This window comes from Neisseria sp. HMSC067G12 (assembly GCF_001812725.1).
Taxonomy (GTDB): domain Bacteria; phylum Pseudomonadota; class Gammaproteobacteria; order Burkholderiales; family Neisseriaceae; genus Neisseria; species Neisseria perflava.
The window spans coordinates 1906-23251 of record NZ_KV810196.1; the positions used below are offsets into that span (position 1 = coordinate 1906).

A 21346-nucleotide genomic window follows, 5' to 3' on the forward strand; every position below is an offset into this window, starting at 1 on the left:
CGCAAACAAGCTGGGCGGCTCGCGGCGTGTTGGCGCTGATGAAAATCCGCGCCCGCGACGGTCATGCGACATTTGACAGCGAGTATCAAAACGACCCGGTCAGTGGCGAAGATGCGCCGTTTGCCGAAAACATCAAATACTGGTCGGAGTTGCCGGACGATTTGGTGTACTACGGCGCACTCGACCCGTCATTGGGTAAAGCGGGCGCGGGGCGCGACCCGTCGGCGATTTTGGTCGGCGGTTATCAGAAATCAACAGGCCGTCTGTTCGTAACCGTTGCCCAAGTAAAAAAACGCCTGCCCGATTTGATTATTGAGGACGTGATCCGCATCCAAAAAGAGGCGCGGGTCAAGCCTGTTTTGTGGGTGGTGGAGACGGTGCAATTCCAAGAGTTTCTCAAGGATGAGCTGATTAAGCGCGGGGCGCGGTCGGGTGTGCATATCCCCGTGCGCGGTATCAAGCCGTCATCGGACAAGATGTTGCGGATTGAGACTTTGCAGCCACACATGGCAAACGGGTTGATTTTGCTCAAACCCGACCAAAAGACCTTAATCAGCCAGTTGCGCCACTTCCCAAAAGCCGACCACGACGATGGACCCGATGCGCTTCATATGCTGTGGATGGCGGCAACAACGGGCAATGTGTCAAACAGAGCACGTGCGATTGATTTACCTGCGCCGATGTTGGAAATGTGATTTTAAGGTCGTCTGAAACCGTTTTCAGACGGCCTTTCGGAGTAAGAAATATGTTCGGATTGATTAAAAGCGCAACGCGGAAAACCGCCATCAAGACATTGACGAGCGCGACCGAAGATGCGCTGGAAAGCCTGTTTTCCAATATGGAGGGCACGGACGCGCTGCTTTCGCGTCTCGGCGTGGACAGACAGCAGGCGTTGGATGCGGTGTCGGGCGACGATGAGGTGGCTGCCTGTTTGGAGGATTTGCATTCCGCCATGCAGAACAAGGCGTGGCGCATTTATGGCGAGGACTTGAGCGACGAAGACAAAGACCGTCTATGGAAAACGCTTAAACGCCACCTGCCCGCGCTTGCCGAAATCGTCCTGACGGCGCGTCTGGGCGGCTATGGTGTCGGTCGGTACGTTTATCAGCCCGAACCCGACGGCTTTTTGACGATTAAGCATATCAGCAACAAAAGCGGCGAATTGGCGAAATACGTTCCCTACCGCGACGGTTCGCTGGTGTATCGCGGCAGCGGCGGTGAGGAAGCCTGCAATACGGACGTGCTGTATCTCTTTATTACCCACCGCGCCACTTCAACCAATCCTGCGGGCGAAATGGCGGCGGCGCGGCTGTATGCGCCGGTTGCGTTGCGTAAAAAAGGCTTTATTTATGCGGCACAATTCATCACGCGCTACGCCCAGCCGTATTTGATTGCCAAAATCCAAGCCAACAGCAACGACGACCACGACAGTTTCATGAGCCGTTTTTACCGTTTTGTGAGCGGCGGCGCATTGAGCATCGAACGCGAAGACGATGTGATGATGCTGCAAAACAGCGCGGACGGTCAGGCATTCCGCCGATTGGAAAACCTCGCCAATGTGCGCATCCAAAAAACGCTGTTGGGCAAGGTCAAAACCAGCGACCTTGAGACCGCCAGCCGCGCCAGTCAGGAAACCGAAGAAAACAACCGCGACGAGCGTATCGGCGCGTATCTCGCTCTGCTCTCCCGCGCTGCACAGCACTTTATCGACGCGCTTGTGATGGTCAACAACGCCTACGGCAAGCCGATTAATGCGCCCAAAGGCGTATGGTTTGAGTTTGAAGACGAAATCAAGGTTGATAAAACCCGAGCCGAACGCGACAAGATGTATATGGATACGGGGCAGCTCGTGTTGACCGAAACCTACTATCGCGACATCTTGGGCTTTGAGCCGGAACATTTCGAGCTGCGCGACCCGAAAGCGTCGTCTGAAAACCCTGCGCCCGCCAAATTCAGCCTGCGCCTGTCTGACGGCCTTGCCCATAATGCGCCCGATACGGCGGAGCAGGCAATCGCCCGACCGAAAATGGAGGCGGTGTTGGGTTTACTGGAAAGCTGCAAAGACTACGCCGAATTTGAGGCGAAGCTGTCCGAACTTGATTTGAGCAAGGGCGACAATCTCTTGATCCAGCGTTTGGTTTCAGACGGCCTTTCGGCTTGGGTTGACGGAGCAGGCGATGGACGGGATTGAATACAACTTCGCGGGGCTGGTCGATAAATCCGCTTTCGAGCATTTCAAGGCTAAGAAAATCCTGCCCGGGTTTTCGCATTACGACGTATGGCTGTATCAGCACAGCCTCGCGTTTACCGTCGCCAAGATGATGGACGCGGATATGCTCGCCGAAGTCAAAGATGCCATCGAATCCGCGCAGCAAAACGGCACGGCATTCGCCGATTTTAAAAAGCGTTTAAAACCGTATTTGATGGCGAAAGGCTGGTGGGGCGAGCAAGTAATGACCGACCCGCTGGACGGCGAACCGAAATTGGTACAGCTTGGCAGTACACGTCGTCTGAAAACCATCTTTAATACCAATATGCAAACCGCCTTTGCGGCGGGGCAGTGGCAACGGATACAGGCAAACAAAAAAGCCCTGCCGTATTTGCGCTACAACCATTCCGCCGCCGGGCATCCGCGCGACAGCCATAAACGCTACTACGGGCTGATTTTGCCCGTCGAACACGACATCTGGAAAGTCATCTTCCCGCCCAACGGCTATGGCTGCAAATGCTCGGTTTCCGCGCTGACCCGTCGGCAGGCGGAACGCGAGGGCATCAGCGGCGAGCCTGATGTGGATATGGTCGAGTTTACCAATCCGCGCACAGGTCAAACGGTATTGATTCCCGACGACATCACGCCGAGCTTTGCACACAATCACGGCGACCGATTGGGCGCAATGGACGCGCTGTTTGGCGAGCGAAACGGCGAAGAGGCACTGGCCGCCATGATTGCCGAGCGCGAAGCGTGGCTGGACAAGCGGTACAGCGTGCCGTCTGATAAAGTAGCGGTGTTGGCTTTGTCGGATAAGGTGTCGGAGAAGGAAGTAAAACGGTTGGCGGCAAAAGCATCAGGCGGCAACAATATTTCTGTTTATGAAGCCGAAGCCGCGGCAGCTTGGCAGCAGGCAACCGGAGACAGGCTGGAGGTGTTTGATTTGGGTGAAACGGATGGCAGGAAACCTGCAGATTATTTGATTTCCGATCCGAATCTGCCGAAAGAAAAGTGGCTGCGTTTGGATTTCATGTATGTTACAGAGCCGTTTAAGCTTGAAAAGATGAATCATTATTTTCAGAAAACGGACGAAATCTGGAGCGGACAGATGAAAACCATCCAAGAGCATTTGCAGAAAGCTGATATTGTACCGCTTGATTTTTCGGCGTTAAATCTGACGAATCGACATCGGGTGCTTCAGTATGTGCTATCATTACCCGAAGTACAAAGGAATAAAATCAGAATTTTAGTGAAGGAATCAAAATGAGTACGCCTAGCGGAATGACAATCCGTGCAATCAAACAGGATGATGATGTATACCATTGGGCCGAAGTGGAGATGAACAAAGGAGCGTGTGCGGATTTGTTCGCTTATATGACCCCTGCCATGTATGAAATTGCGCCGGAATATGCGGAAGAATTTGAATACAGTAATTGGGAAGTTTTTTCTATCCATGCCGCGCCGGAAAAATATTATCGTGCTATTTATAATCTCATTATGCAGGGTGCCGACCGGCTGGAATCCGTGAAGCCGTTTAAAGCGGCTTTAAAAACCGCCCTGGAAGCCGATCCGAGATTTAAACCTGTATAACCCGAAGGCCGTCTGAAACCGATTCAGACGGCCTTTTTCATAAACGCTCAAATTCCACGTTTAAGCGCGTTTTATCGGTCAGGATAGGCAAAGATATGTCCGAGAGTTTAAATGCAATCTGACGCAGCCCTAAAAGCCCCCTGAAAACGTTTTTTTAAACCGCTGCCGTCTGCGTTTTTGGATATGCCCCAAATTTGCGATTTTAGGCGGGTCGGATGCCGAAGATAGACAAACCCCCGTCAGAATCTCGAAAATCAATCTAACGCGATTCTAAAGCGGTTTTAAAGTGGGTATTTTCATATTTTACGCATGAGGATTTTCAAAGGTCGTCTGAAACCTGATATTCGGGTTTTGGGCGGCTTTTGCATTTGGATTGGGAAGTGAAATCCTGCCGTCCGTCTTTTTGAACTTGGCAAGGCAAAATGGAGCAATGGATACGAACAACACCCCCCTCAAAATCAAATTGTCCGCCGCGCTGCCGGTTGCCCTGGCGACCGGTGCCGACAAGGTGCGTACTTTTAAAGGCGTTGCCAATTCGGGCAAGCCGTTCGGCTACGGCGGTTATCAGACAGTCGTCGATTTGGCCCAGCTGTCGCACAAAGCGTCCGTCCCCGTCTTGTTGGAACATTCCCCCGTCAAGATGGCGGGCGTGTGCAGCCTGTCTGTAACGGCGGATGGCCTGATTGCGGAAGGCAGTCTGTTGTCCAACGAGTTTGGCACGCAGATTGCCGAAGCCGCCGACCAAGGTTTTCCGTGGGAAATGTCGGTTTACGCGCAGGCGGAATCCTACGAGGAGCTGGCGGCGGGCGCAGTATTGTCCGTCAACGGCAACGAGGTAACCGGGCCGGCCGTCATCCTGCGTCGTTGTGCGATACGCGAAGTATCGTTTACCGCCGTCGGCGTAGATGGCGAGACGGAAGCGGTGGTGTTGTCGGACGGCAGCCCCTTGCCGGATATTTTTAAACAACCTTTGGAGTTATCTATGACACCCGAAGAAAAGCAAGCGTTTGACAACCTGAAAGCGGAAGTCGATACGCTCAAGGCTGAAAAAGCCGAAGCCGAGAAAAAGCTGAAAGAAGCCGAAGCGGCTGCCAAGAAAAACCAAGTCAAGGCGAAATTGTCCGCCGCCGGCTTCAAGGAAGGCGAAGACGGCAAGTTTGAAGGCTTGTCCGACGCAACCATGACCGTACTTTTGTCTGCCGATATCGAAGCGGCGGAAGCCATGATTGCCGATTTGACGCCGAAAGCCGCCCCGTCTGCCGTACCGGCCGCGCTGTTGAGCGAAGGCGCAGGCAAAGGCGAATCCGAACACACCGGCGAGGCGGAGGGCAAGTTTTCCGTAGCCAGCCACAAAGGCTTATTGGGAGGCGCTTATGTCTAAAGCCAAAACCGAAATCCTCGGCCCTGTTGTCTCCGATTTTTTGAAATACGAAGCAACGCCGTTGACGCGTGTGGCTGTTGCTGCGGATGCCGGTACTAAAGCGGGTAGTTTTGTGACGTATCCGCTACGCAAGAAAAAACTTGTTGCTTTAACAGATGAGGCTGATGGGAAAGTTATTGTTCAACCTTTCAATTGCATCATCGAGTGTAAGGATATTCTTATCCAAGCTAAGGCAGCATTCGGGTCCGACGCGGATATGAAAAAAGAAGGCGACGCGTATGGGATTGTTTACGTCAACCTACCGAAATTCGGTGCATCTGACGTTTAATTATTTGAAATAAGGAAAAAATATGCCTTTATCCGATAACAGCAAGTTTGGCGTGCAGGCTTTGACCACTGCCGTCAACAAAATCGACCCGGGCGCAAGCCAAATCCGCGAGCTGGGTATTTTCGAACCCGAATACCTGACCACCACTTATGCCGACATTGAGTTCCAAGACGGCAAAGTCAGCTTGGTTGCCAGCAAAGAGCGCGGCACGGCCGGTCAGGCAGTGGATAGCCCGAAACGCAAAATTCACACCGTCAAAATCCCACACCTGCCGGTTAACGACGTTATCCGCGCGGACGATGTACAAAACCTGCGTGCTTTCGGCACGACCCAAGCCGCAACCGTCATGGACAAGGTCAACGAAAAGCTGGCCGGTGGCAAATCCGACCTCGAATACACACGCGAGCATCTGATGCTCGGCGCGTTGCAAGGCAAGATTTTGGATGCGGACGGCAGCGTGATTTTGGACATTAACACCGATTTCGGCGTTACACGCAAAACGCAAAACATCGAATTGTCGAAAGACACGACCAAAGTCGGCGCGGTATTGGACAAACTCTTGTCCGAACAACGCCAAAAATTCAACGGTGCGCAAGTGCGCGGCTGGGTTGTCTATTGCGGCATGGAGTTTTTAAGTGCGCTCAAAGAGCATAAGTCCATCTTCGAAGTGTACAAACGCTACGATGAGGCACGCGCCTACCGCGAGGGCGATACGCTCAATCCGACCGAATTTATCCACAAAGGCATCCGCTTTATCGAATACGCCAACCACTTCGGCAGCGACGCCGACATCGGTGCGGACAAAGCCATTCTGCTGCCGGTCGGCCGTAATCTCTACAAAGAGTATTTCGCGCCCGCCGATATGTCCGCGACCGTCAACACTCGCGCCCTGCCGTATTACGCCAGCCGCGAGAAATTGCAGCATGACAAAGGCTGGAGCCTGCATATGCAGTCCAATCCATTGCCGATTGCACTGCGCCCCGAGTTGTTGGCAACGCTGACCATGTCTTAAACGGATTTCAGACGGCCTTTAAGGCAACAAAAAGGCCGTCTGAAAACGGAGGACGGCATGATTACCATCCAAGACATGATTACCCGCTTCGGCGAGCAGGAAATGGCGGAACGGTCGAATCATGAGAACTACGAGACAATAGACGAAGCGGTGATGGCGGCGGCAATTGCCGATGCGGAAGAAGAAGCGGCAAGCTACCTTCGGGCGGCGAAACTGTTTTTTACCAACGACACCGCGCCGCAGGTTTTGAAAATCAAAGTCTGCGACATTGCCCGCTACTACCTCTACGACGATGCGGTAACAGGCATTGTGGAGGAGCGTTATCAGTCGGCAATCGCCTGGCTGAAGATGGTCGTCAAAAATCCGAATATGCTGGACGATAGCCGCGTATCGGATGACCGCAGACCGTCAACGTGTGCCGTTTATGTCAATGCCGAACCCGATTTGCGGGAATGGCTGAAGGAGTAAGCGATGCGGATTACGGTATCACACGACTTATCGCGTATCGCCCAAAGCCTGAACCGCCTGTCGGGCAGGTTGAACGGCAGCCTTGAAGAGCCTTTGCGCGCTATCGGCGGCATCCTCGAATTTTCGACCCGCCGCCGTATCGCCGAAACCAAAACCGCGCCCGACGGCAAACGCTGGGCGGACGTATCCCCCGCTACGGCACAAGCCAAAAACGGACGCGGCGGGATTTTGGTGGACCACGGCAACCTCTTGGCAAGCATTACGCACGAGGCATCGGCAAAAAGCGTGATTACCGGCTCGGTAATGGGCTACTCGGTTTATGTGCAGGAAGGCACGAAAACCATGCCGGCGCGTCCGTTTTTGGGCTTGTCTTCGCAAGATTATCAGGACATCGACGAATTGATGTCCGATTGGCTGGAAGGATTGATTGTCTGATATGGCTTTAAAACAGCATGAAAACTTATTGGCGGTCTATCCCGAAATCCTAGGCCGTCTGAAAACCGTCAAAGGCATTAAGGCGGTCAAGGAGATCGGCGAACTTGCCGAGCTGCTCGCCCAAGGCACGGCGAAACGCAAAGCCGCCCCGCTGGACGGCGCGGTCTATGTCGTTTACGGCGGCTCAACCTTTGCCGACGAAGCGAAAAACGGCAAATTCCTCAAATCGACGCTGCACTTTACCTTCGCCCTCGCGCGAAGCTACACCGCCAACGGCAAATCCACGCTGTACGAGGTCGGCGAGACCCTGACGGCAATCCAACAGGCGTTTTCAGGCTGGGATGCGGGCGACGAATATGCCGTTACCCCCTTCCGCCGCATCGCCTCGCCATCCATCGAATACAACGACGGCTTTGCCTTTTACCCTATTTCATTCGCCTGCGACACCGTGCAGGCGGCAAACTAAAGGAGCTGCCACATGGCAAAACAAAACGACCACGGCTTAATCTTTGAGGGCGACGTTAAGGTGCGCAACCTCAATCAAAAAGGCTCTGGCTTTATCGAAATCGGCAATACCACTGCCCTGACCACGCAAACCAGCGTGGAAACCAAAGAGCGCGTATCCAAGCAAAAAGGCACTTACGGCAGCGCACTTGACAGCCTGAAAACCGTCAAGCCCACCGAAATCGGCCTGAAACTCGACACCTTCGACAAAGACAACCTCGCGCTTGCCCTGATGGGCGAAGCCGCCGTCATCGCGGCTACGGCGCAGACCGTTACCGGCGAGACCGTGACCATCGGCAAAAAAGGCATGGCGTACAAGCTGGCAAACGGCAATATCGATCCGGCTACCGTCAAAGTCAAAAACAAGTCAAACGCCAATGTCGATGCCAAGCATTTGGACATCAATGCCACCTTGGGCATGATTACCATCCTGCCGGTCGCAGATACTGTCAACGACGGCGAAAACATCACCGTCGACTACAAAACCCGCGATTCCGGCGGCTATAAAGTCTCTGCCGCGACCTTGTCTAAATTGGACTTGGAAATCTACGTCGACGGCCGCAACCGCGTTACCGGCGAGACCGGCATCCTGCATATCCCCCATGCCGTACTGGCGGCGGACGGCAGTATCGACTGGTTCGGCGACGACTTCAACGAAGCCGAATTTAAAGGCACGGCGGTATTGGCTTCGGGCGAGACCTCGACCTATTCCTTCACGTCGTACAACAACTAAAGATTCGGTAATAAACAAAGGCCGTCTGAAACTGGCTTCTGCGTGTAGGCGCAGCGGCGGCAGGTTTCAGACGGCCTTTTTTAAACGGGTTTTAAAACAGGATTAAATCATGGCGAATATTCAGGCAGGTTTAGAGATTAAGGCAGGCGTGTCCGGCGTTGAAAATATCGACGCGCTGGCGCAGTCCATCGAGGCGGCGGGCATAGATACGGGCAAGCTGACCACCGAAGCGAAAGAGCTGGGCGCAACGCTGGCTAAAGCACAAGCGCAACAGGCGGCAATTGCAGAATATAAGGCGTTGTCGGCGGAATTGGACAATACCGCTAAAGAAATGCGTGCACTGGACGAGCTGACCGCGACGTTGGAGAAATCCATGCGCGGCGGCGGTACGCAGCAACAGCAGGCCGATTTGGCAAAACTGCGTGCCGAATCCGAACGCCTGGCAAAAAGCGAAACCGAGCTAACGGGCAAGCTGTATGCCGCCCGCGATGCGATGTCGGTGTCGGGCGTGTCCGTCAAAAATCTTGCCGCCGAAGAGGCGCGCCTGTCGTCCGAATCTGCCGCCGCAACAGCGCAGCTAGACCGCCTGACCGCCGAAGCGCAAACCCTAAAAGCCATTGCTGATGCAAAAATCCAGCTTGGCATCGATACCGACGACAAAGCACGGCAGGAAATCCAAAAGACCAAAGACGCCTACGAATTGCTTAAAAACAGCGGCACACTCTCGCATGAAGAATTAGCCCGGGCGGCGCAGTTGCAGGAAGGCAAGGTGCGCGAACTTGAAGCCAGCCTGAAAGGTGTGAAGCCGTCTATTGCCGAGGTTGCTTCGGAGATTCAGGGCTTGGTCGGCGGTGCGGGCGGCTTGGCGTTTGCCACCCGCGAGGCAATGAAGTTCGAAACCGCTATGGCGGGCGTGAAAAAAGTCGCCGAAGGCACGGACGAGCAGTACGCCCAACTTTCAGACGAGCTGAAGAAAATGGGCGCGGAATTGGGCATTTCCGCCGCCGAAATGGCGGATCTTGCCGCAGCGGGCGGACAGCTCGGCATCCCGATTGAGAAGTTGTCGGAATTTACCGCCATCGCGTCCAAGATGTCGGTTGCCTTCGGCATGACCGCTGAAGAGGCAGGCAATGCCGCCGCGACGATTGCCAACGTGTTCCAACTCCCAATCGGCGAAGTGGAAAAGCTCGGCGATGCCATCAACGTTTTGGGCAACAATACCGCCGCACGAGAAAAAGACATTGTCGCCGCAATGGCGCGTATCGGCGGTACGGCCAAGCAGTTCGGACTGGCCGCCGACGAAGCTGCCGCGCTTGCCGACGCATTTATCGCCTTGGGCAAACCGCCCGAAGTGGCGGCGACCGCCATCAATGCTATGCTGCAAAAATTGCAAACCGCGCAAAGCCAGGGCAAAGGATTTCAGGCGGCCTTGGAAGGCATCGGTACGTCTGCCGACGAGATGGCAGCCAATATCGCCGCCAATCCGCAGCAGGCTTTAACGGAATTCTTGCACAAACTCGAAGGCTTGGACAAACAAAGCCGCGCCCTAATGCTCTCGCAACTCTTCGGCACGGAATACAGCGACGACATTGCCCTCTTGGTCGGCTCGCTGGGCGAATACGAAAAGGCTTTAGGTTTGGTCGCTGACAAGGGGCAAGTCGTTGGCGCGATGCAAAAAGAGGTGGCAAACGCCATGTCCACCAGCGAGGCGCAAATCAACAAAGCCAAGCAGGAAATCATCAACGTTGCCATCGAGGTCGGCGAAAAGCTGCTGCCTTTGGTGTCTCTATTGGCGAGTACGGCCGGCAGTGTGGCAAGCGCAATCGGAGCGATTACCGAAGAGTTTCCAGGTTTGACGCAACTTGCCACGCTGTTTGCAGCAGGCGCAGTTGCAGTCAAGGCTTATGAGGCGGCTGTCCGCCTGACTGGTGGTGCGGTATCAGCATCATTTGCGACCCAGCGTGTCGGAATTGAAGCAACCAAAGCATCCATCCTGTCGACCACTGTCGCTGCACGAGAGCTGGGCATCGCACTCAAATCCGCTGCTGCCGGTAACGGTTTCGGCAATGGTGCGGCGGCTGCAGGAGCGTTGGCTCAAAATCTCAAGACGGCGGCATCCAATGCCGGATTACTGTTTGCGGCTTTTGAGGTCGGCCGTGGTGTGGGCGGCTGGCTGCGCGAAAACACGGATTTAGCAAAAATTTTCGGCGATAACCTCGCCCGTATTCCTGCTATTTTGGATAGCCTGTTTACCACCGGCGGTCTCGACAAGTATCACGAGTTTTTTAAAACCGAAGCCCAAATTAAGCGTGAGTTGGAGATAGCGGATAAAAAAGCCCAGGAAGCTGCCGAAAAAGCCGCCGCCGCCAAGAAAAAAGCTGCCGAAGAAGAGGCAGCCGCCGTCAAAGCCCTGCAAGCCGAATATCGTGCGTCTGCAACAGAGTTGTCAGCGTTGGAACACAGTATGGCCGCCTTGCGTGCCGACGGTCGTGAAACCAGCGACTTTTACAGCGAATTGGCAATCAAGCTGGAAAACGTGCGTACCAAAACCGCCGAACTGAAAGCCGAACTTGACAAAAAAAACGTCAAAATCAGCGCAGATACAGGCGAGCTTGCCGCAGCACAAAAAGCCCTTGAGGCTTTGGGTTTGACGGCGGAAGAAGTAACCACCGGCATGAGCAAAAAGGCGGCGGAAGGTATTGCCAATTTTTCGCGTGTTGCCTCTCAGTTTGGTAATGATGCCGAGCAGATGGGCCGAGTGTTTCAAGCCGCGCTCAAGCAGATGGACAGCAAAGAATCAACCGATGCTCTTTTGGCCGAATTGGAAAAGGTAGGCAAGCAATCCGGGCTGACGGCCGAAGAAATTAAGAAAATCGGAGATACGGCAAGGGAGTCGACTGACAAGGTTGCCGACGCCTTCGCCAAACTCGGCGTGGACAGCAAGGCCGTGATGACGGGAATCAGCAGTGATGCGCGGCAGGCATTTGCTGATTTTCAGACGGCCTCGACAGAAGCGGCGGCGGCCGGCCAAAAAGATGCCAAGCTGATACAGGCAGCCTTTGAGGCTATGATGGGCAAACTTAAAAGCAAAGAGGAATTTGCCGAGTTTCAACACCAGCTCAAAGCCAGCGGCGACGCGGCACTGTTGACGCAGGAGCAGCTTGCCCGGTTGGGCGACGCGGCGTCGGGCGGTGCGGAAAAAGCCAAAGCCGCTTATCAAGGGCTGAACGATACTGCCGCTAAAACAGGCGAAGCCGCGAAAGCCGCGCATGACAAAGGCTCGCAAGCGGCGGAAAACCATGCCCAATCGGTCAGAAAAGTGGCGACAGCCAACAAAGAAGCGGCAGCGGAGGCAGACAATGCAGCCAAAGCGGCGGCAAATGCATCTAAATCGTTTAGCGACTACGGCTACCGCCTGACGCAAACGGCAGGATTTTACAAGCTAAATAATGAGCAGCTGGATTTGATGAATCGGAAGTTCTCCGGCATTAAGCTGGGCATGGAGGCCACATTCCGAGCCGCACAAATGAAGGACTATACGCAGCAGCTGTATGGCGCAAACGCCGCCATGCAACGGCTGAACGAAGCGGCGGCCAAGGGTGCACTTACTCAAGATGTCCTGAATGATGCGGCCAGTGCAGCTTCTCGCGCTGCCGACAAGTTGGGTAACACTGAGCTGACCAAATTTCGCAATGCGATATCCGATGCCCAACGCCGGCTGAATGCCCTGCGCCAAGAAGCGCATGATGCAACCCGCGCGCTTGAGGCCGAGCTTGCCGAGCTTAATGGCAATACGGAGGCGGTTTATTCTTTACAGCAAGAAAGAAAAATCCGCGAGCTGAAGCAAAAACTCGATAACGCCAACCGCCTCAAACAAACCGACGTTGCACGCGAATATCAGCGTCAAATTGAGTTGACGCAGCAAATCTACGACCGCCAACGCAACAAACGCGCCGAATCTGCCGCGCAAGAGCGAGTCCGCAACCAAGGTTCGCAGGGCAGCAGCAATGCCGCCCAACGGTTGCAACAAATCGGCAATACGCAGGTTAATATCGACCCGGAAAAGCTTAACCAAATTTTGGCGCAACGCGACCAGGCGGTTGCCGAAAAAGCTGTTAACGGTTTTATGGACAGTTTGCACGCATCCCTGAAACGCGCAACATAGTTTCAGAGGGGTTGTACCCATCTGAATGCAACCATGCCAAGCCCCGATATTCGGGGCTTTTGTTTTAATAGGGTTTTGAGAAAAATACGCAAAGGCCGTCTGAAATGGCAAATCAAGAATGGACACTGAAGCGAAAAGACAACGGCGTGGCTGTACATCTGCCGCAGGATATGCGCTGGGACGATGAATTTGAATGGAGCAAGGTAGCTCAGGCCGCTCCGCAGCGCACCTTGTCGGGCGGATTGGTCATCCAACAAGGCATTAAGGCTAACGGTCGTCCGATTACGCTGTCGGGCGATTGGGTGTGGCTTGATTTGAGTATCTTGCGTACGTTGCGCGATTGGACGGACGTCCCCGAGTTGGAAATGACGCTGACTCATTACGACGGCCGCGAATTTAATGTCATTTGGCGTACCCACAACGCGGCTTTGAACAATGTCGAGCCGGTGCATTACTCAACGCCGGAAACGGATAGCGAGCGATACACCGCCCAGCTCTGCCTGATGACGTTTTAATTTCGTCTGAAAGTAGGTTTAAACAGGATTTAAAAAGGTTTCAAAATGGAAAAAACAACGCGCCTGACGCAGCAGGATTTGCAGATTTACCCCAGCCAGCGCATGACCGATACGCCTGACGGCGGCGGTTTGATGGTCGGCCAGCCGCTGACGGGCGAGGATAACGAGATTTTTCCGCCTGTCTCGGACGTTGACCGCACGATGGGCAGCCTGGACGCGCGTCTGCTGTACCCTGCTGTTTTGCGTAACGACTCCGAGCCGCTTTACGGCGGTCATTTCGTCATTACCGAGCCACCGACCTCTGAAAACGTGTCTTTCTTGGCATTTAAGGCGCGCAACTACGGCGAGAGCCGCGCGGATATTATGCCGCGCATTGAGGCGTATTCTGTGCCGACGGTGGAGAGCCGCATGACGTTATTGGGTCGCCATTTGGCAGGTGTACGTCTCGTGCAGGCGTATCAGCGCGTAGAGGCTCCTTTGCCGAAGGTCGGCGAGCGTTATTGTCTGCAATATGAGGATAAAACTGAAAATATGACGCGCCGTATCACAGAGTATTTCCGCATTATCAACATCGAAGACGAGGTGCGCATTTTCGAGATTCCAAAATCAAACGGCGAGGTCGAAGAAGTGCCGCGCCGTGTAGTCAAAATGGAAATCAGCAATCCGTTGACCCGAGATTTTGATGGTGTCGATTATCCGGTTAAGGGGTATGCCGCGCCTAAAGTTAAAATTTTGGAAACTCAAGTGGCAGATTCCGCGGCTTATTATGGCGTAAAACCTGTATCAGACGGCCTTTCGGCAGGAGATGCCGCGCTGATGGTGTCAAGCATTTATGAAAAGCTTGTACCGACTTCGACAGTCGAGACACCTTATGCGGATGAATACCCGGTTCCCGGGGAAGCATGGGTCGCTGCTGCGCCGGAAAAACAGCTTTTTGCGGGGCATGTCGATAGTGGAACCTTAACTTTGCCTTCGGCTGTTTTACCCGGCAGTATCAAGATTGGGAACTACACAGACAATGGCTTCGGTCAACTTAAAAGCGGGGACAATATCGTCAATGCCGATTACGCTCATGGGCGTCTGAGTGGTTTGCCGACAGGTTATTACACGGTAACTGCGGTTCCGGGTGCTAAATCGTCATCAGCGCGATATGCTTTTGCGGTAGAAATTAAAGAAACCAATCACGGTACATCATTTGCCCCTCTGCTTAGACCTAATCCTGCTTTGGGTAGTTTAAAAGTGTCTTTTATGGCTTTGGGAGTTTGGTATGTTTTGACAGATACAGGCGACGGCGTATTACGGGATGAGGCCGGTAAAAGTGTAGGTACGGTGTCGTCTGCAACAGGCAGTGTATTGCTTAATCTACCGTCTCTTCCGGATGTTGGCAGCCGCTTGGTGTTCCAATGGGGAGACTCCTCTGGTTTTACGTCTTTTGATGGCGGAAAGACGGGCGGAAATAATCTGCCCAAAGCGGCAAACGGGGAGTGCACTTATTCCCTGGGACATTCAATTAAACCGGGAACGCTGGTGCTTACTTGGCAAAATAACGGTAAGAAAAGAGCGCAAGACGATGGCGCAGGAAAATTAACAGGTGATGCAACTGGCAACGTGGATTATTTGAACGGCACGATTAAATTGCCGGCTTATATTGACTCTACTTCAGTTGATTATGTTTGTGATGAGCCTGATCGTATTCAAGTTGGCCTTGCTGATGGTCTTGGCTTGACCGCAGAGGAAAAAGGAGAGGTGTGGAATATCACACTAGGTACGGCAGTACCGGATTGGCGCACTGTTTCTTTAACGGCTTTGGGAAGCTTTGAAGAATATACAAGTACAACTGTTTCAAACAGTTATTCTGGTTATGCGGCAGCATTGGGATAGGATAAGTAATGGGAATCAAAACTGGTTCAGGCGGCTTTAAAATTGTATTGTCCGCCAACCCTGCGAAAAATGGCGAGTTCACAATCGGCGGTCGAAAAGTCGAGGGTGTGAGTGGTGTAGGTTCGACAATGATCGTACCTAAAACGGTGTTACAGGTTGCCGGTCAAGAAAGACGGATAGTCGAAGGAAATATTTTGGGTACAAAATATAAGTACCTAGAATTGCTTGAGGCCAAAACAATAAACCGTTATGGAAAAATAGTCAGTTGGTATGCAGATTACCTGACTAGTGATCCAGCTTCAGTAAAAAAACGTCGTGGCAGCTTGAACGGCGGCTTGTTATTTAATGTTTTGAGCGACTTTGATCAGGGAAGCATCTGTGTTTTTGATACCTGGTCATTTCATGACGGCGAGACAGAGATTGTCGAGCGAGGCGGTACGCTTTATAAGAATTGGAATGCAGTAGGAGGTTCGGGCGATGCAGTCGGTACGTTGACTGCTGACGGTAAAGTCATTATCAATGACCGTAGTATTGCCTTCCTGAATCTTAAAATCACAGGCGGTATCGTACGTCAGCCACAGATCAAGGGTTATGGCTATGCAGGCCGCACACCTGCCGCACCGGTCAAGCCTGAAAGCTTTACCGTTTACGCGGGGAATGGCGAAATTGTCGGCAGAAGCAACGCCGCCGGGGAAATTACCGGCGGTATTACGGGAAAAATCGACTACGAGACAGGTTTCTACGAAATTAAGCGCGATGAGGGTTTCTACCCCGAAGATTTACGCTACAACGCCGTGACACAAGACAACCTGCCTTTGGATTCGTCGATTATCGGCATTGATGCCGTGCGCCTGCCTGCCGACGGACGTGTCCCCGTGTTTAGGAAAGGCGATATGATCGTGATTTCAAACCGGCTCAAGCAGGATTTGGGCAGCGCGTTTACCGCCGCTCAAAAAATAACGCTCAACCGTCAAAATATCGACCGCCTCTGCTTGGTCGACAGTAAGGGCAAACACGTCCTCGCCGAGAAATACACGGCAGACCTCAAGGCGGGCAGCATTACCTTTGCCGAGCCGTTGGACTTGTCGCAATATACCCTGCCGCTGACTGCCGTTTGTGCATGGGAAGAGGAAAACCGTGTGACCGGCGTCGATATTTCAGGCCGTCTGAAACTCCAGTTTGCGATTGGGCGCAATTATCCGAAGGAGCATACATTTGTGTCTTCCGCCCTGATCGGCGGCGATTTGCTGGTGCGCGCTACCGAGCCGTTTTCGCAACAGGCATGGGACAATGTGTGGAGTGACGCGCAACGCGGGGAACCTATTTTGGCGCGTACCAATGTCAAAGACTACCCGATTAAGTTGGCCAGCAACGGCGCGATTACCGAGCGCTGGCTGATTAAATTCATTACTGCAACCCAATTTGAGCTTTACGGCGAGCGGCTGGGCTTGGTCGCTCAAAGCGATACCTTGACCGATCTTGCGCCGACCAATCCGGCAACCGGCAAGCCTTATTTCACGCTAAAGGCGGCCGCATTCGGCGGCGGCTGGTCGGTACAGAACTGTATCCGCTTCAATACTTACGGCACGCCGTTGCCCGTTTGGATTTTGCGCAGTGTCCAGCCTTCGCCGGACAAGCAAAACGGCCGCGATGGTTTTACCGCGTGTTTGCGCGGCAATACGGTGGCCGAATAAAAGATAAGGCCGTCTGAATAGCACTTTCAGAGGGCCTTTAAGTAAAATGGTTAATTAATTTGCATTTATACCTTTTATCTGTAAAACTAACCTTTTAATCTTTATTCAAATAGTGAAAGGAAGCGAGAAAATGGGGAAAGGCATGAAAATCCTGATGGTGGTTGTGGCAATATTAATGGCAGCCGCTGTTAGTCGGGCTTATATGAATAATCAGAAAAAAGAGATGATTAAGAAAGAGTATGAAGCAAAGATTGCAGCAGAAAATGAAGCGAAGCGGCAAGAGGAGGTGAAAAAAGAGATGCTGCGATTGAAATCAGAAAAGGAAGAGGCCGAATTATTGGAGCGTGCAAAAGAGGCTGTTAGAAATATGATGAAAGACCCTGATTCTGTGAAATTTAAAGATTTGATTGCAGGTCAAGTCAGCAAGGATAAGAAAAAGCATGTGTGCGGCATGGTCAATAGCAAAAATTCAATGGGCGGTTATGTCGGTTACAAAGGATTTGTTTATATTGATGGCGAGAAATATGCGGTTCTTCAGGAGGACAGTATTGGCAATGAGGTTTTTGAGATGGCCTGTAATAAAAAATAAGCGAATCATCGCTCTGAGTGCAACTATGCCAAGCCCCGATTTTCGGGGCTTTTGTTTTAATGGGGTTTTAAATTATTGAAGTAAAAAGAAAGGCCGTCTGAAATGTTTGATACGCAACGTGTGCCGGTAAAGGTTTACCGCTGGGATGACGAGGGTGCGCCGCAGGTTGAATCGGTGGCAGGCAGCATTAAAACGATTTTAAAAGCCTGCCTGGTTACCGGTTATGGCGAGGGCAATAAGCGCAAGGACGGGCTGGGCTGGGAAATGGCGTTTGAAAAGACGCAAGAAGCCTGTTTCCGCAGTATGCACCCGAAGGCGACAAAGTGGTGGCTGGGGGTGGATGACTCAAAATATGGAAACCGTGCAAGATACGTTGATTTATGCGGTCTTTTGGAGCCGAAATCGGCAAAGGCGGGGAAAGTCAAACAAAAGGTTAACAACAGCAGTGGATTTCACAATTTCATCTACAAAAAAGACGACAGTAACCGGGATAAGATCCAATGGGTTGTGGTCGGAAATGAGCGCGCATTTACTTTAATTATTTTATGGCAGGATTATTGCTCGTTTTTTATTTTTGGCAATTTCTCCAGTCTCGCCGTGGCTGACGCCGCGAATACCCTGCTTGGATATGCGTCAGATGTAGATGAAAATTTTGTTTTTGGCAGTGGCAATGAAGTTGTTATTTTTGTGGTGCCGATGCGTGATTATAAGGGAGATGCTCCTTATCCTATGAGTCTTATAAGTAAAGTAGATGGTAATTATGGTAGCTATCCTAATCCTATTACAGGTGGTTTCATAGCAGATGATATTTATCTAAAAGAATTAATTGGTAGTGATGAATATGCCATTCGCGGATTACTACCTGGCTTTATGAAAATTGGCGAAACGATGCCCGCAGGAGACGTTATTTCGATGGGAACGGTTTACGACAATTTAGACGATAGCGAAGACAGATTTATGTATATCAATACAATTGGCGGGGGCTCTTTTTTGGTAAACCTCACGGCCTGGGAGCTGTAAGTCATGCCGAATTATGTTTTCCGCAGCCGTCTTGCCGTTAAACGTGGCAAGCTGCGCGGCAAAAACGTCAATCGCATTGGGCGAAGCCGTGCTGTCAAATCGCTGCACTGGAAATACGGCGGCCACGGCTATATCGCCGGCGAAGGTACGGGCATTGTTACGGTGGGCGGTCAGCCGGCTTCGCGCCGTATTTATCTGTTTGTCCGGCCTAATATGTACTGCATCGCCGATACTTGGAGCGCGGAAGACGGCAGCTACCGCTTTGACCGGCTCAAGGAAGACGAGGAGTATTTGATGGTGGCGACGGATTATAAAAAGCAATACGAGCCTGTTTCTTATGATTTTATTAAGCCTTATGTCGAGCGTGACGGCGGCGGTTGAGGCCGTCTGAAATGTCCGAAGACAAAATTTATGCTGATTCGTCGCGTATCCCTTTGCCTTTCGGTTTGGCGATTGGCTCCCGTCCGTCGTCCAGGCTCTTGCCGTTGGCGTTCAGACGGCCTTTACGCCATATTGAGGATGGCGGCGAGATTATTCCCGATACGCCGCCCAAGCCTAATCCGTACCGCCCTCCAGATGGTTATGCGACTGTTTCAGGGGCGTGGGGCTTTGTGCAGCAGGCGGTGTCAACGCAGGCAGTGTGCGCGGCCGGTCGTTATGATTTGGGTGACATGGCTGTCCAAGTGTCGGGGATAACGGCGGAGGCTATCGGGGAGGCGGTTTGTTTTCAGACGGCCTTTTCGGATATGCCTGAATTGGAGAGCTGCCTGCATGAAACGGTCGGCTTGTCTGACTGGGTTGCCGGGTGTATGCAGGCGGTACAGGCCGGAATGGATGGTCTGGATGGCTGTTTGCATGATGCTTTCCCCGATGATTTGTTCTTAAGTGGCTGTAATGCGGATCAATCGTCGGCGGGTCTTGGCGAGGCTTTGGCAGCATGTTCGGAGAGTGTGTTTTCCGATGACGCGCCGGTTGGTGATTGTTTGGTGTCGGATGTGCGCGAGGCGGCGGTATTGGCACGATGTGCGCATCCGCAAAGCCTTCCTGCTTTGGCTGTGCCTTGCGAGTATTATGAGATTCCGGTTGAGCCGGAGCCTGTGCCTGAAACTTATGTTTGCGGTATCCGCCCGCCTTCAAACCGACTGAACCTGCGGTTTTACCGCAAAAAGATTGCACACGATGCGCGCCATATTCCGCTGCCGTTTGCTTGTTTTGATACGGTAAGCACTCCTGTTTTAGACGGATATATCATGCAAAATATTATTAAGGCTACGGTTGACGGCCAGCCGATTGGGCTGTTTTCTGCGTCCTTTACGACGGACACTGCCGGTTATTGTTGGCAAGGCAGTTTGACGGTTTCGCCCGATGATTTCGCCAAGATTAATCCTGATGCCCGACCGAAAGGCCGGGAAGCCGAAATCGAGGTGCAAATCAATGCGGATACTTTTGTCATCATCGCGGAAGATTACAGCGACAACCGCCGCTTCGGGCAAAAGAGCTATACGGTAACCGGCCGCAGTGTTACCGCCCGTTTGGGCGCGGACTATGCGCCTAAAGGCCGTGGTACATACCGCAATCCGATTTATGCGCAACAAATCGCAACGGAGGTTTTACGCCCGACAGGCGTGGATTTGGACGGCTGGACGATGGTTGATTGGTTGATTCCGGGAGATGTGTATTCGTTGACCGATAAAACGCCGATTGCTGTTTTGCAAGAGCTGGCTCAAGCCGCAGGGGGATTTGTGGAGAGCGACCGCGCCCGACCTGTTGTCCGCTTTAAGCCTAAATGGAAAAAGGCTTCTTGGGAGGTTTCCGATGCGCCTGCCGATGTCAGTGTCCCTGTCAGCGTGATTTTCAGCATCAGCGGCCAGCGCAATGTATCGGAGCGTGCCAATGGGGTTTATGTTTGGCCGAGCCATAACAAGGGCAAAGGCGCGGATGTGTACCGCAACGGCAGCAACCGCGAGCCGCGTGCCTCCGCGCTGACCAATACGCTTTATACCGACCAGCCGGTCTTGCTTGCCGCCGGTATCGCCGCTTTAAGCGAGACTGGCGTTCATAAACGCGAAACGGTGTCTTTGCCGGTATCGGATAAATACGCCGTTCCTATGGCGAATTTAGGCGAGATTTGGCAAATCAATGAGCCTACGGGGAGCTGGCAAGGCGTGGTGGTTGGTGTGTCGGTCGAAGTCAAAATCGAAAACGACGCCCCTGTCGTTACTCAAAATGTAACGATAGACCGCTATTTTGACGAATGATTAAAGCTGGTTTAAAGATGCTTTAAAGGCCGTCTGAAAGCCATGTTCAGACGGCCTTTTATATTTTTGTTGAGGATAACAAAATGACTAATCTGTATCAAAACCTGACGGCACTGCTCAAGCGCGAACAGCGCGGCATTGCCAAAATAACGGGCGATTTGGGCGGCGGCTCATGGGCGGCGCAAACGCAAAGCGGCGGCAATCTTGTTTTAAGCGGGCAAGCCGCTTTAAATCAGCGCGTGTTTTATGATGTCTTGAGCAACCGTATCCTTGGTCAGGCTCCCAATACGACTGTTTTAGAGCTGGGCGTATAAGGATAAGTGCAGTACAGCCAGGCGTTGCTTTCGTATAACGTCATAAAATAATTATGCGCCGAACGTATCATCGCAAAAGCGAAAGAGTTACGCTATTTGTAGGCAAATATAAATAAAAGGCCGTCTGAATAAGGCGGCCTTGGGGAGGATTTTAAATATAAGTGGGACGGCGACGTAACAGTGCGGCAACACTGTTACGCCAGCCAAGCAGAGTATGCCTGCATTGACTTCTAAGGCCGCCTTAGTCTCT

The 21346-nt window shown here is 52.6% G+C and carries 20 protein-coding genes; all 20 read left to right on the forward strand.

Annotation, left to right across the window (positions count from 1 at the left end):
- Positions 1 to 695 (forward strand): phage terminase large subunit (gene terL / locus HMPREF2871_RS03930; protein ID WP_168163025.1); only part of this gene is annotated, 695 nt, incomplete at its 5' end.
- Between the two features lie 50 nt (positions 696 to 745).
- On the forward strand, positions 746 to 2191 hold the full coding sequence (locus HMPREF2871_RS03935; protein ID WP_049344573.1) for a phage portal protein family protein: 1446 nt from the start codon (positions 746 to 748) through the stop codon (positions 2189 to 2191).
- Positions 2178 to 3476: a phage minor head protein gene (locus tag HMPREF2871_RS03940; RefSeq protein ID WP_049344575.1), complete on the forward strand. Its 1299-nt coding sequence runs from the start codon at positions 2178 to 2180 to the stop codon at positions 3474 to 3476. The genes HMPREF2871_RS03935 and HMPREF2871_RS03940 overlap by 14 nt, the downstream gene beginning before the upstream one ends.
- Positions 3473 to 3799 carry a hypothetical protein gene (locus HMPREF2871_RS03945; RefSeq protein WP_049344576.1) on the forward strand — a complete coding sequence of 109 codons (327 nt, stop codon included), beginning with the start codon at positions 3473 to 3475 and terminating at the stop codon, positions 3797 to 3799. The genes HMPREF2871_RS03940 and HMPREF2871_RS03945 overlap by 4 nt, the downstream gene beginning before the upstream one ends.
- A 430-nt stretch (positions 3800 to 4229) precedes the next feature.
- The gene (locus HMPREF2871_RS03950; protein WP_049344579.1) at positions 4230 to 5180 is read left to right on the forward strand and encodes a hypothetical protein; all 951 of its coding nucleotides are present in this window, start codon (positions 4230 to 4232) and stop codon (positions 5178 to 5180) included.
- Positions 5173 to 5508: a hypothetical protein gene (locus tag HMPREF2871_RS03955; RefSeq protein WP_049344580.1), complete on the forward strand. Its 336-nt coding sequence runs from the start codon at positions 5173 to 5175 to the stop codon at positions 5506 to 5508. Before HMPREF2871_RS03950 ends, HMPREF2871_RS03955 begins: the two co-directional genes overlap by 8 nt.
- Before the next feature lie 22 nt (positions 5509 to 5530).
- Positions 5531 to 6520 (forward strand): major capsid protein, encoded by a 990-nt coding sequence (locus HMPREF2871_RS03960; RefSeq protein WP_049344582.1) that lies wholly within the window; start codon positions 5531 to 5533, stop codon positions 6518 to 6520.
- Positions 6521 to 6577: 57 nt separating this feature from the next.
- The gene (locus HMPREF2871_RS03965) at positions 6578 to 6988 is read left to right on the forward strand and encodes a phage protein Gp36 family protein (RefSeq protein ID WP_049344583.1); all 411 of its coding nucleotides are present in this window, start codon (positions 6578 to 6580) and stop codon (positions 6986 to 6988) included.
- Between the two features lie 3 nt (positions 6989 to 6991).
- Positions 6992 to 7423 (forward strand): phage virion morphogenesis protein, encoded by a 432-nt coding sequence (locus HMPREF2871_RS03970; RefSeq protein WP_049344585.1) that lies wholly within the window; start codon positions 6992 to 6994, stop codon positions 7421 to 7423.
- A 1-nt stretch (position 7424) separates the two neighbouring features.
- Positions 7425 to 7889 carry a phage tail terminator protein gene (locus HMPREF2871_RS03975; protein WP_049344587.1) on the forward strand — a complete coding sequence of 155 codons (465 nt, stop codon included), beginning with the start codon at positions 7425 to 7427 and terminating at the stop codon, positions 7887 to 7889.
- 12 nt (positions 7890 to 7901) lie between these two features.
- Positions 7902 to 8660: a phage tail tube protein gene (locus tag HMPREF2871_RS03980; RefSeq protein ID WP_049344588.1), complete on the forward strand. Its 759-nt coding sequence runs from the start codon at positions 7902 to 7904 to the stop codon at positions 8658 to 8660.
- Positions 8661 to 8769: 109 nt separating this feature from the next.
- Positions 8770 to 12825, forward strand: coding sequence for a phage tail tape measure protein (locus HMPREF2871_RS03985; RefSeq protein WP_049344590.1), 4056 nt, complete (start codon positions 8770 to 8772; stop codon positions 12823 to 12825).
- A gap of 104 nt (positions 12826 to 12929) precedes the next feature.
- The gene (locus HMPREF2871_RS03990; RefSeq protein WP_049344592.1) at positions 12930 to 13340 is read left to right on the forward strand and encodes a hypothetical protein; all 411 of its coding nucleotides are present in this window, start codon (positions 12930 to 12932) and stop codon (positions 13338 to 13340) included.
- A gap of 45 nt (positions 13341 to 13385) precedes the next feature.
- Complete coding sequence (locus HMPREF2871_RS03995; protein WP_239665353.1) at positions 13386 to 15221, forward strand: hypothetical protein; 1836 nt, start codon at positions 13386 to 13388, stop codon at positions 15219 to 15221.
- An 8-nt stretch (positions 15222 to 15229) separates the two neighbouring features.
- Positions 15230 to 16915 (forward strand): hypothetical protein, encoded by a 1686-nt coding sequence (locus HMPREF2871_RS04000; protein ID WP_049344594.1) that lies wholly within the window; start codon positions 15230 to 15232, stop codon positions 16913 to 16915.
- 130 nt (positions 16916 to 17045) lie between these two features.
- Positions 17046 to 17504 (forward strand): hypothetical protein, encoded by a 459-nt coding sequence (locus HMPREF2871_RS04005; RefSeq protein WP_049344596.1) that lies wholly within the window; start codon positions 17046 to 17048, stop codon positions 17502 to 17504.
- A gap of 102 nt (positions 17505 to 17606) precedes the next feature.
- A complete protein-coding gene (locus HMPREF2871_RS04010) occupies positions 17607 to 18524 on the forward strand; it encodes a hypothetical protein (RefSeq protein WP_049344597.1) in 918 nt (305 codons plus the stop codon).
- A gap of 3 nt (positions 18525 to 18527) precedes the next feature.
- Complete coding sequence (locus HMPREF2871_RS04015) at positions 18528 to 18905, forward strand: hypothetical protein (protein WP_049344599.1); 378 nt, start codon at positions 18528 to 18530, stop codon at positions 18903 to 18905.
- 11 nt (positions 18906 to 18916) lie between these two features.
- On the forward strand, positions 18917 to 20782 hold the full coding sequence (locus tag HMPREF2871_RS04020; RefSeq protein ID WP_049344601.1) for a hypothetical protein: 1866 nt from the start codon (positions 18917 to 18919) through the stop codon (positions 20780 to 20782).
- A gap of 83 nt (positions 20783 to 20865) precedes the next feature.
- Positions 20866 to 21096 carry a hypothetical protein gene (locus tag HMPREF2871_RS04025; protein WP_049344603.1) on the forward strand — a complete coding sequence of 77 codons (231 nt, stop codon included), beginning with the start codon at positions 20866 to 20868 and terminating at the stop codon, positions 21094 to 21096.
- The last annotated feature ends 250 nt before the right edge of the window (positions 21097 to 21346 follow it).

Bases quoted from the DNA above. Each gene is read 5' to 3' on its own strand.
- HMPREF2871_RS03935 (WP_049344573.1), top strand. From the start codon at position 746: ATGTTCGGATTGATTAAAAGCGCAACGCGGAAAACCGCCATCAAGACA.
- HMPREF2871_RS03940 (WP_049344575.1), top strand. From the start codon at position 2,178: ATGGACGGGATTGAATACAACTTCGCGGGGCTGGTCGATAAATCCGCT.
- HMPREF2871_RS03945 (WP_049344576.1), top strand. From the start codon at position 3,473: ATGAGTACGCCTAGCGGAATGACAATCCGTGCAATCAAACAGGATGAT.
- HMPREF2871_RS03950 (WP_049344579.1), top strand. From the start codon at position 4,230: ATGGATACGAACAACACCCCCCTCAAAATCAAATTGTCCGCCGCGCTG.
- HMPREF2871_RS03955 (WP_049344580.1), top strand. From the start codon at position 5,173: ATGTCTAAAGCCAAAACCGAAATCCTCGGCCCTGTTGTCTCCGATTTT.
- HMPREF2871_RS03960 (WP_049344582.1), top strand. From the start codon at position 5,531: ATGCCTTTATCCGATAACAGCAAGTTTGGCGTGCAGGCTTTGACCACT.
- HMPREF2871_RS03965 (WP_049344583.1), top strand. From the start codon at position 6,578: ATGATTACCATCCAAGACATGATTACCCGCTTCGGCGAGCAGGAAATG.
- HMPREF2871_RS03970 (WP_049344585.1), top strand. From the start codon at position 6,992: ATGCGGATTACGGTATCACACGACTTATCGCGTATCGCCCAAAGCCTG.
- HMPREF2871_RS03975 (WP_049344587.1), top strand. From the start codon at position 7,425: ATGGCTTTAAAACAGCATGAAAACTTATTGGCGGTCTATCCCGAAATC.
- HMPREF2871_RS03980 (WP_049344588.1), top strand. From the start codon at position 7,902: ATGGCAAAACAAAACGACCACGGCTTAATCTTTGAGGGCGACGTTAAG.
- HMPREF2871_RS03985 (WP_049344590.1), top strand. From the start codon at position 8,770: ATGGCGAATATTCAGGCAGGTTTAGAGATTAAGGCAGGCGTGTCCGGC.
- HMPREF2871_RS03990 (WP_049344592.1), top strand. From the start codon at position 12,930: ATGGCAAATCAAGAATGGACACTGAAGCGAAAAGACAACGGCGTGGCT.
- HMPREF2871_RS03995 (WP_239665353.1), top strand. From the start codon at position 13,386: ATGGAAAAAACAACGCGCCTGACGCAGCAGGATTTGCAGATTTACCCC.
- HMPREF2871_RS04000 (WP_049344594.1), top strand. From the start codon at position 15,230: ATGGGAATCAAAACTGGTTCAGGCGGCTTTAAAATTGTATTGTCCGCC.
- HMPREF2871_RS04005 (WP_049344596.1), top strand. From the start codon at position 17,046: ATGGGGAAAGGCATGAAAATCCTGATGGTGGTTGTGGCAATATTAATG.
- HMPREF2871_RS04010 (WP_049344597.1), top strand. From the start codon at position 17,607: ATGTTTGATACGCAACGTGTGCCGGTAAAGGTTTACCGCTGGGATGAC.
- HMPREF2871_RS04015 (WP_049344599.1), top strand. From the start codon at position 18,528: ATGCCGAATTATGTTTTCCGCAGCCGTCTTGCCGTTAAACGTGGCAAG.
- HMPREF2871_RS04020 (WP_049344601.1), top strand. From the start codon at position 18,917: ATGTCCGAAGACAAAATTTATGCTGATTCGTCGCGTATCCCTTTGCCT.
- HMPREF2871_RS04025 (WP_049344603.1), top strand. From the start codon at position 20,866: ATGACTAATCTGTATCAAAACCTGACGGCACTGCTCAAGCGCGAACAG.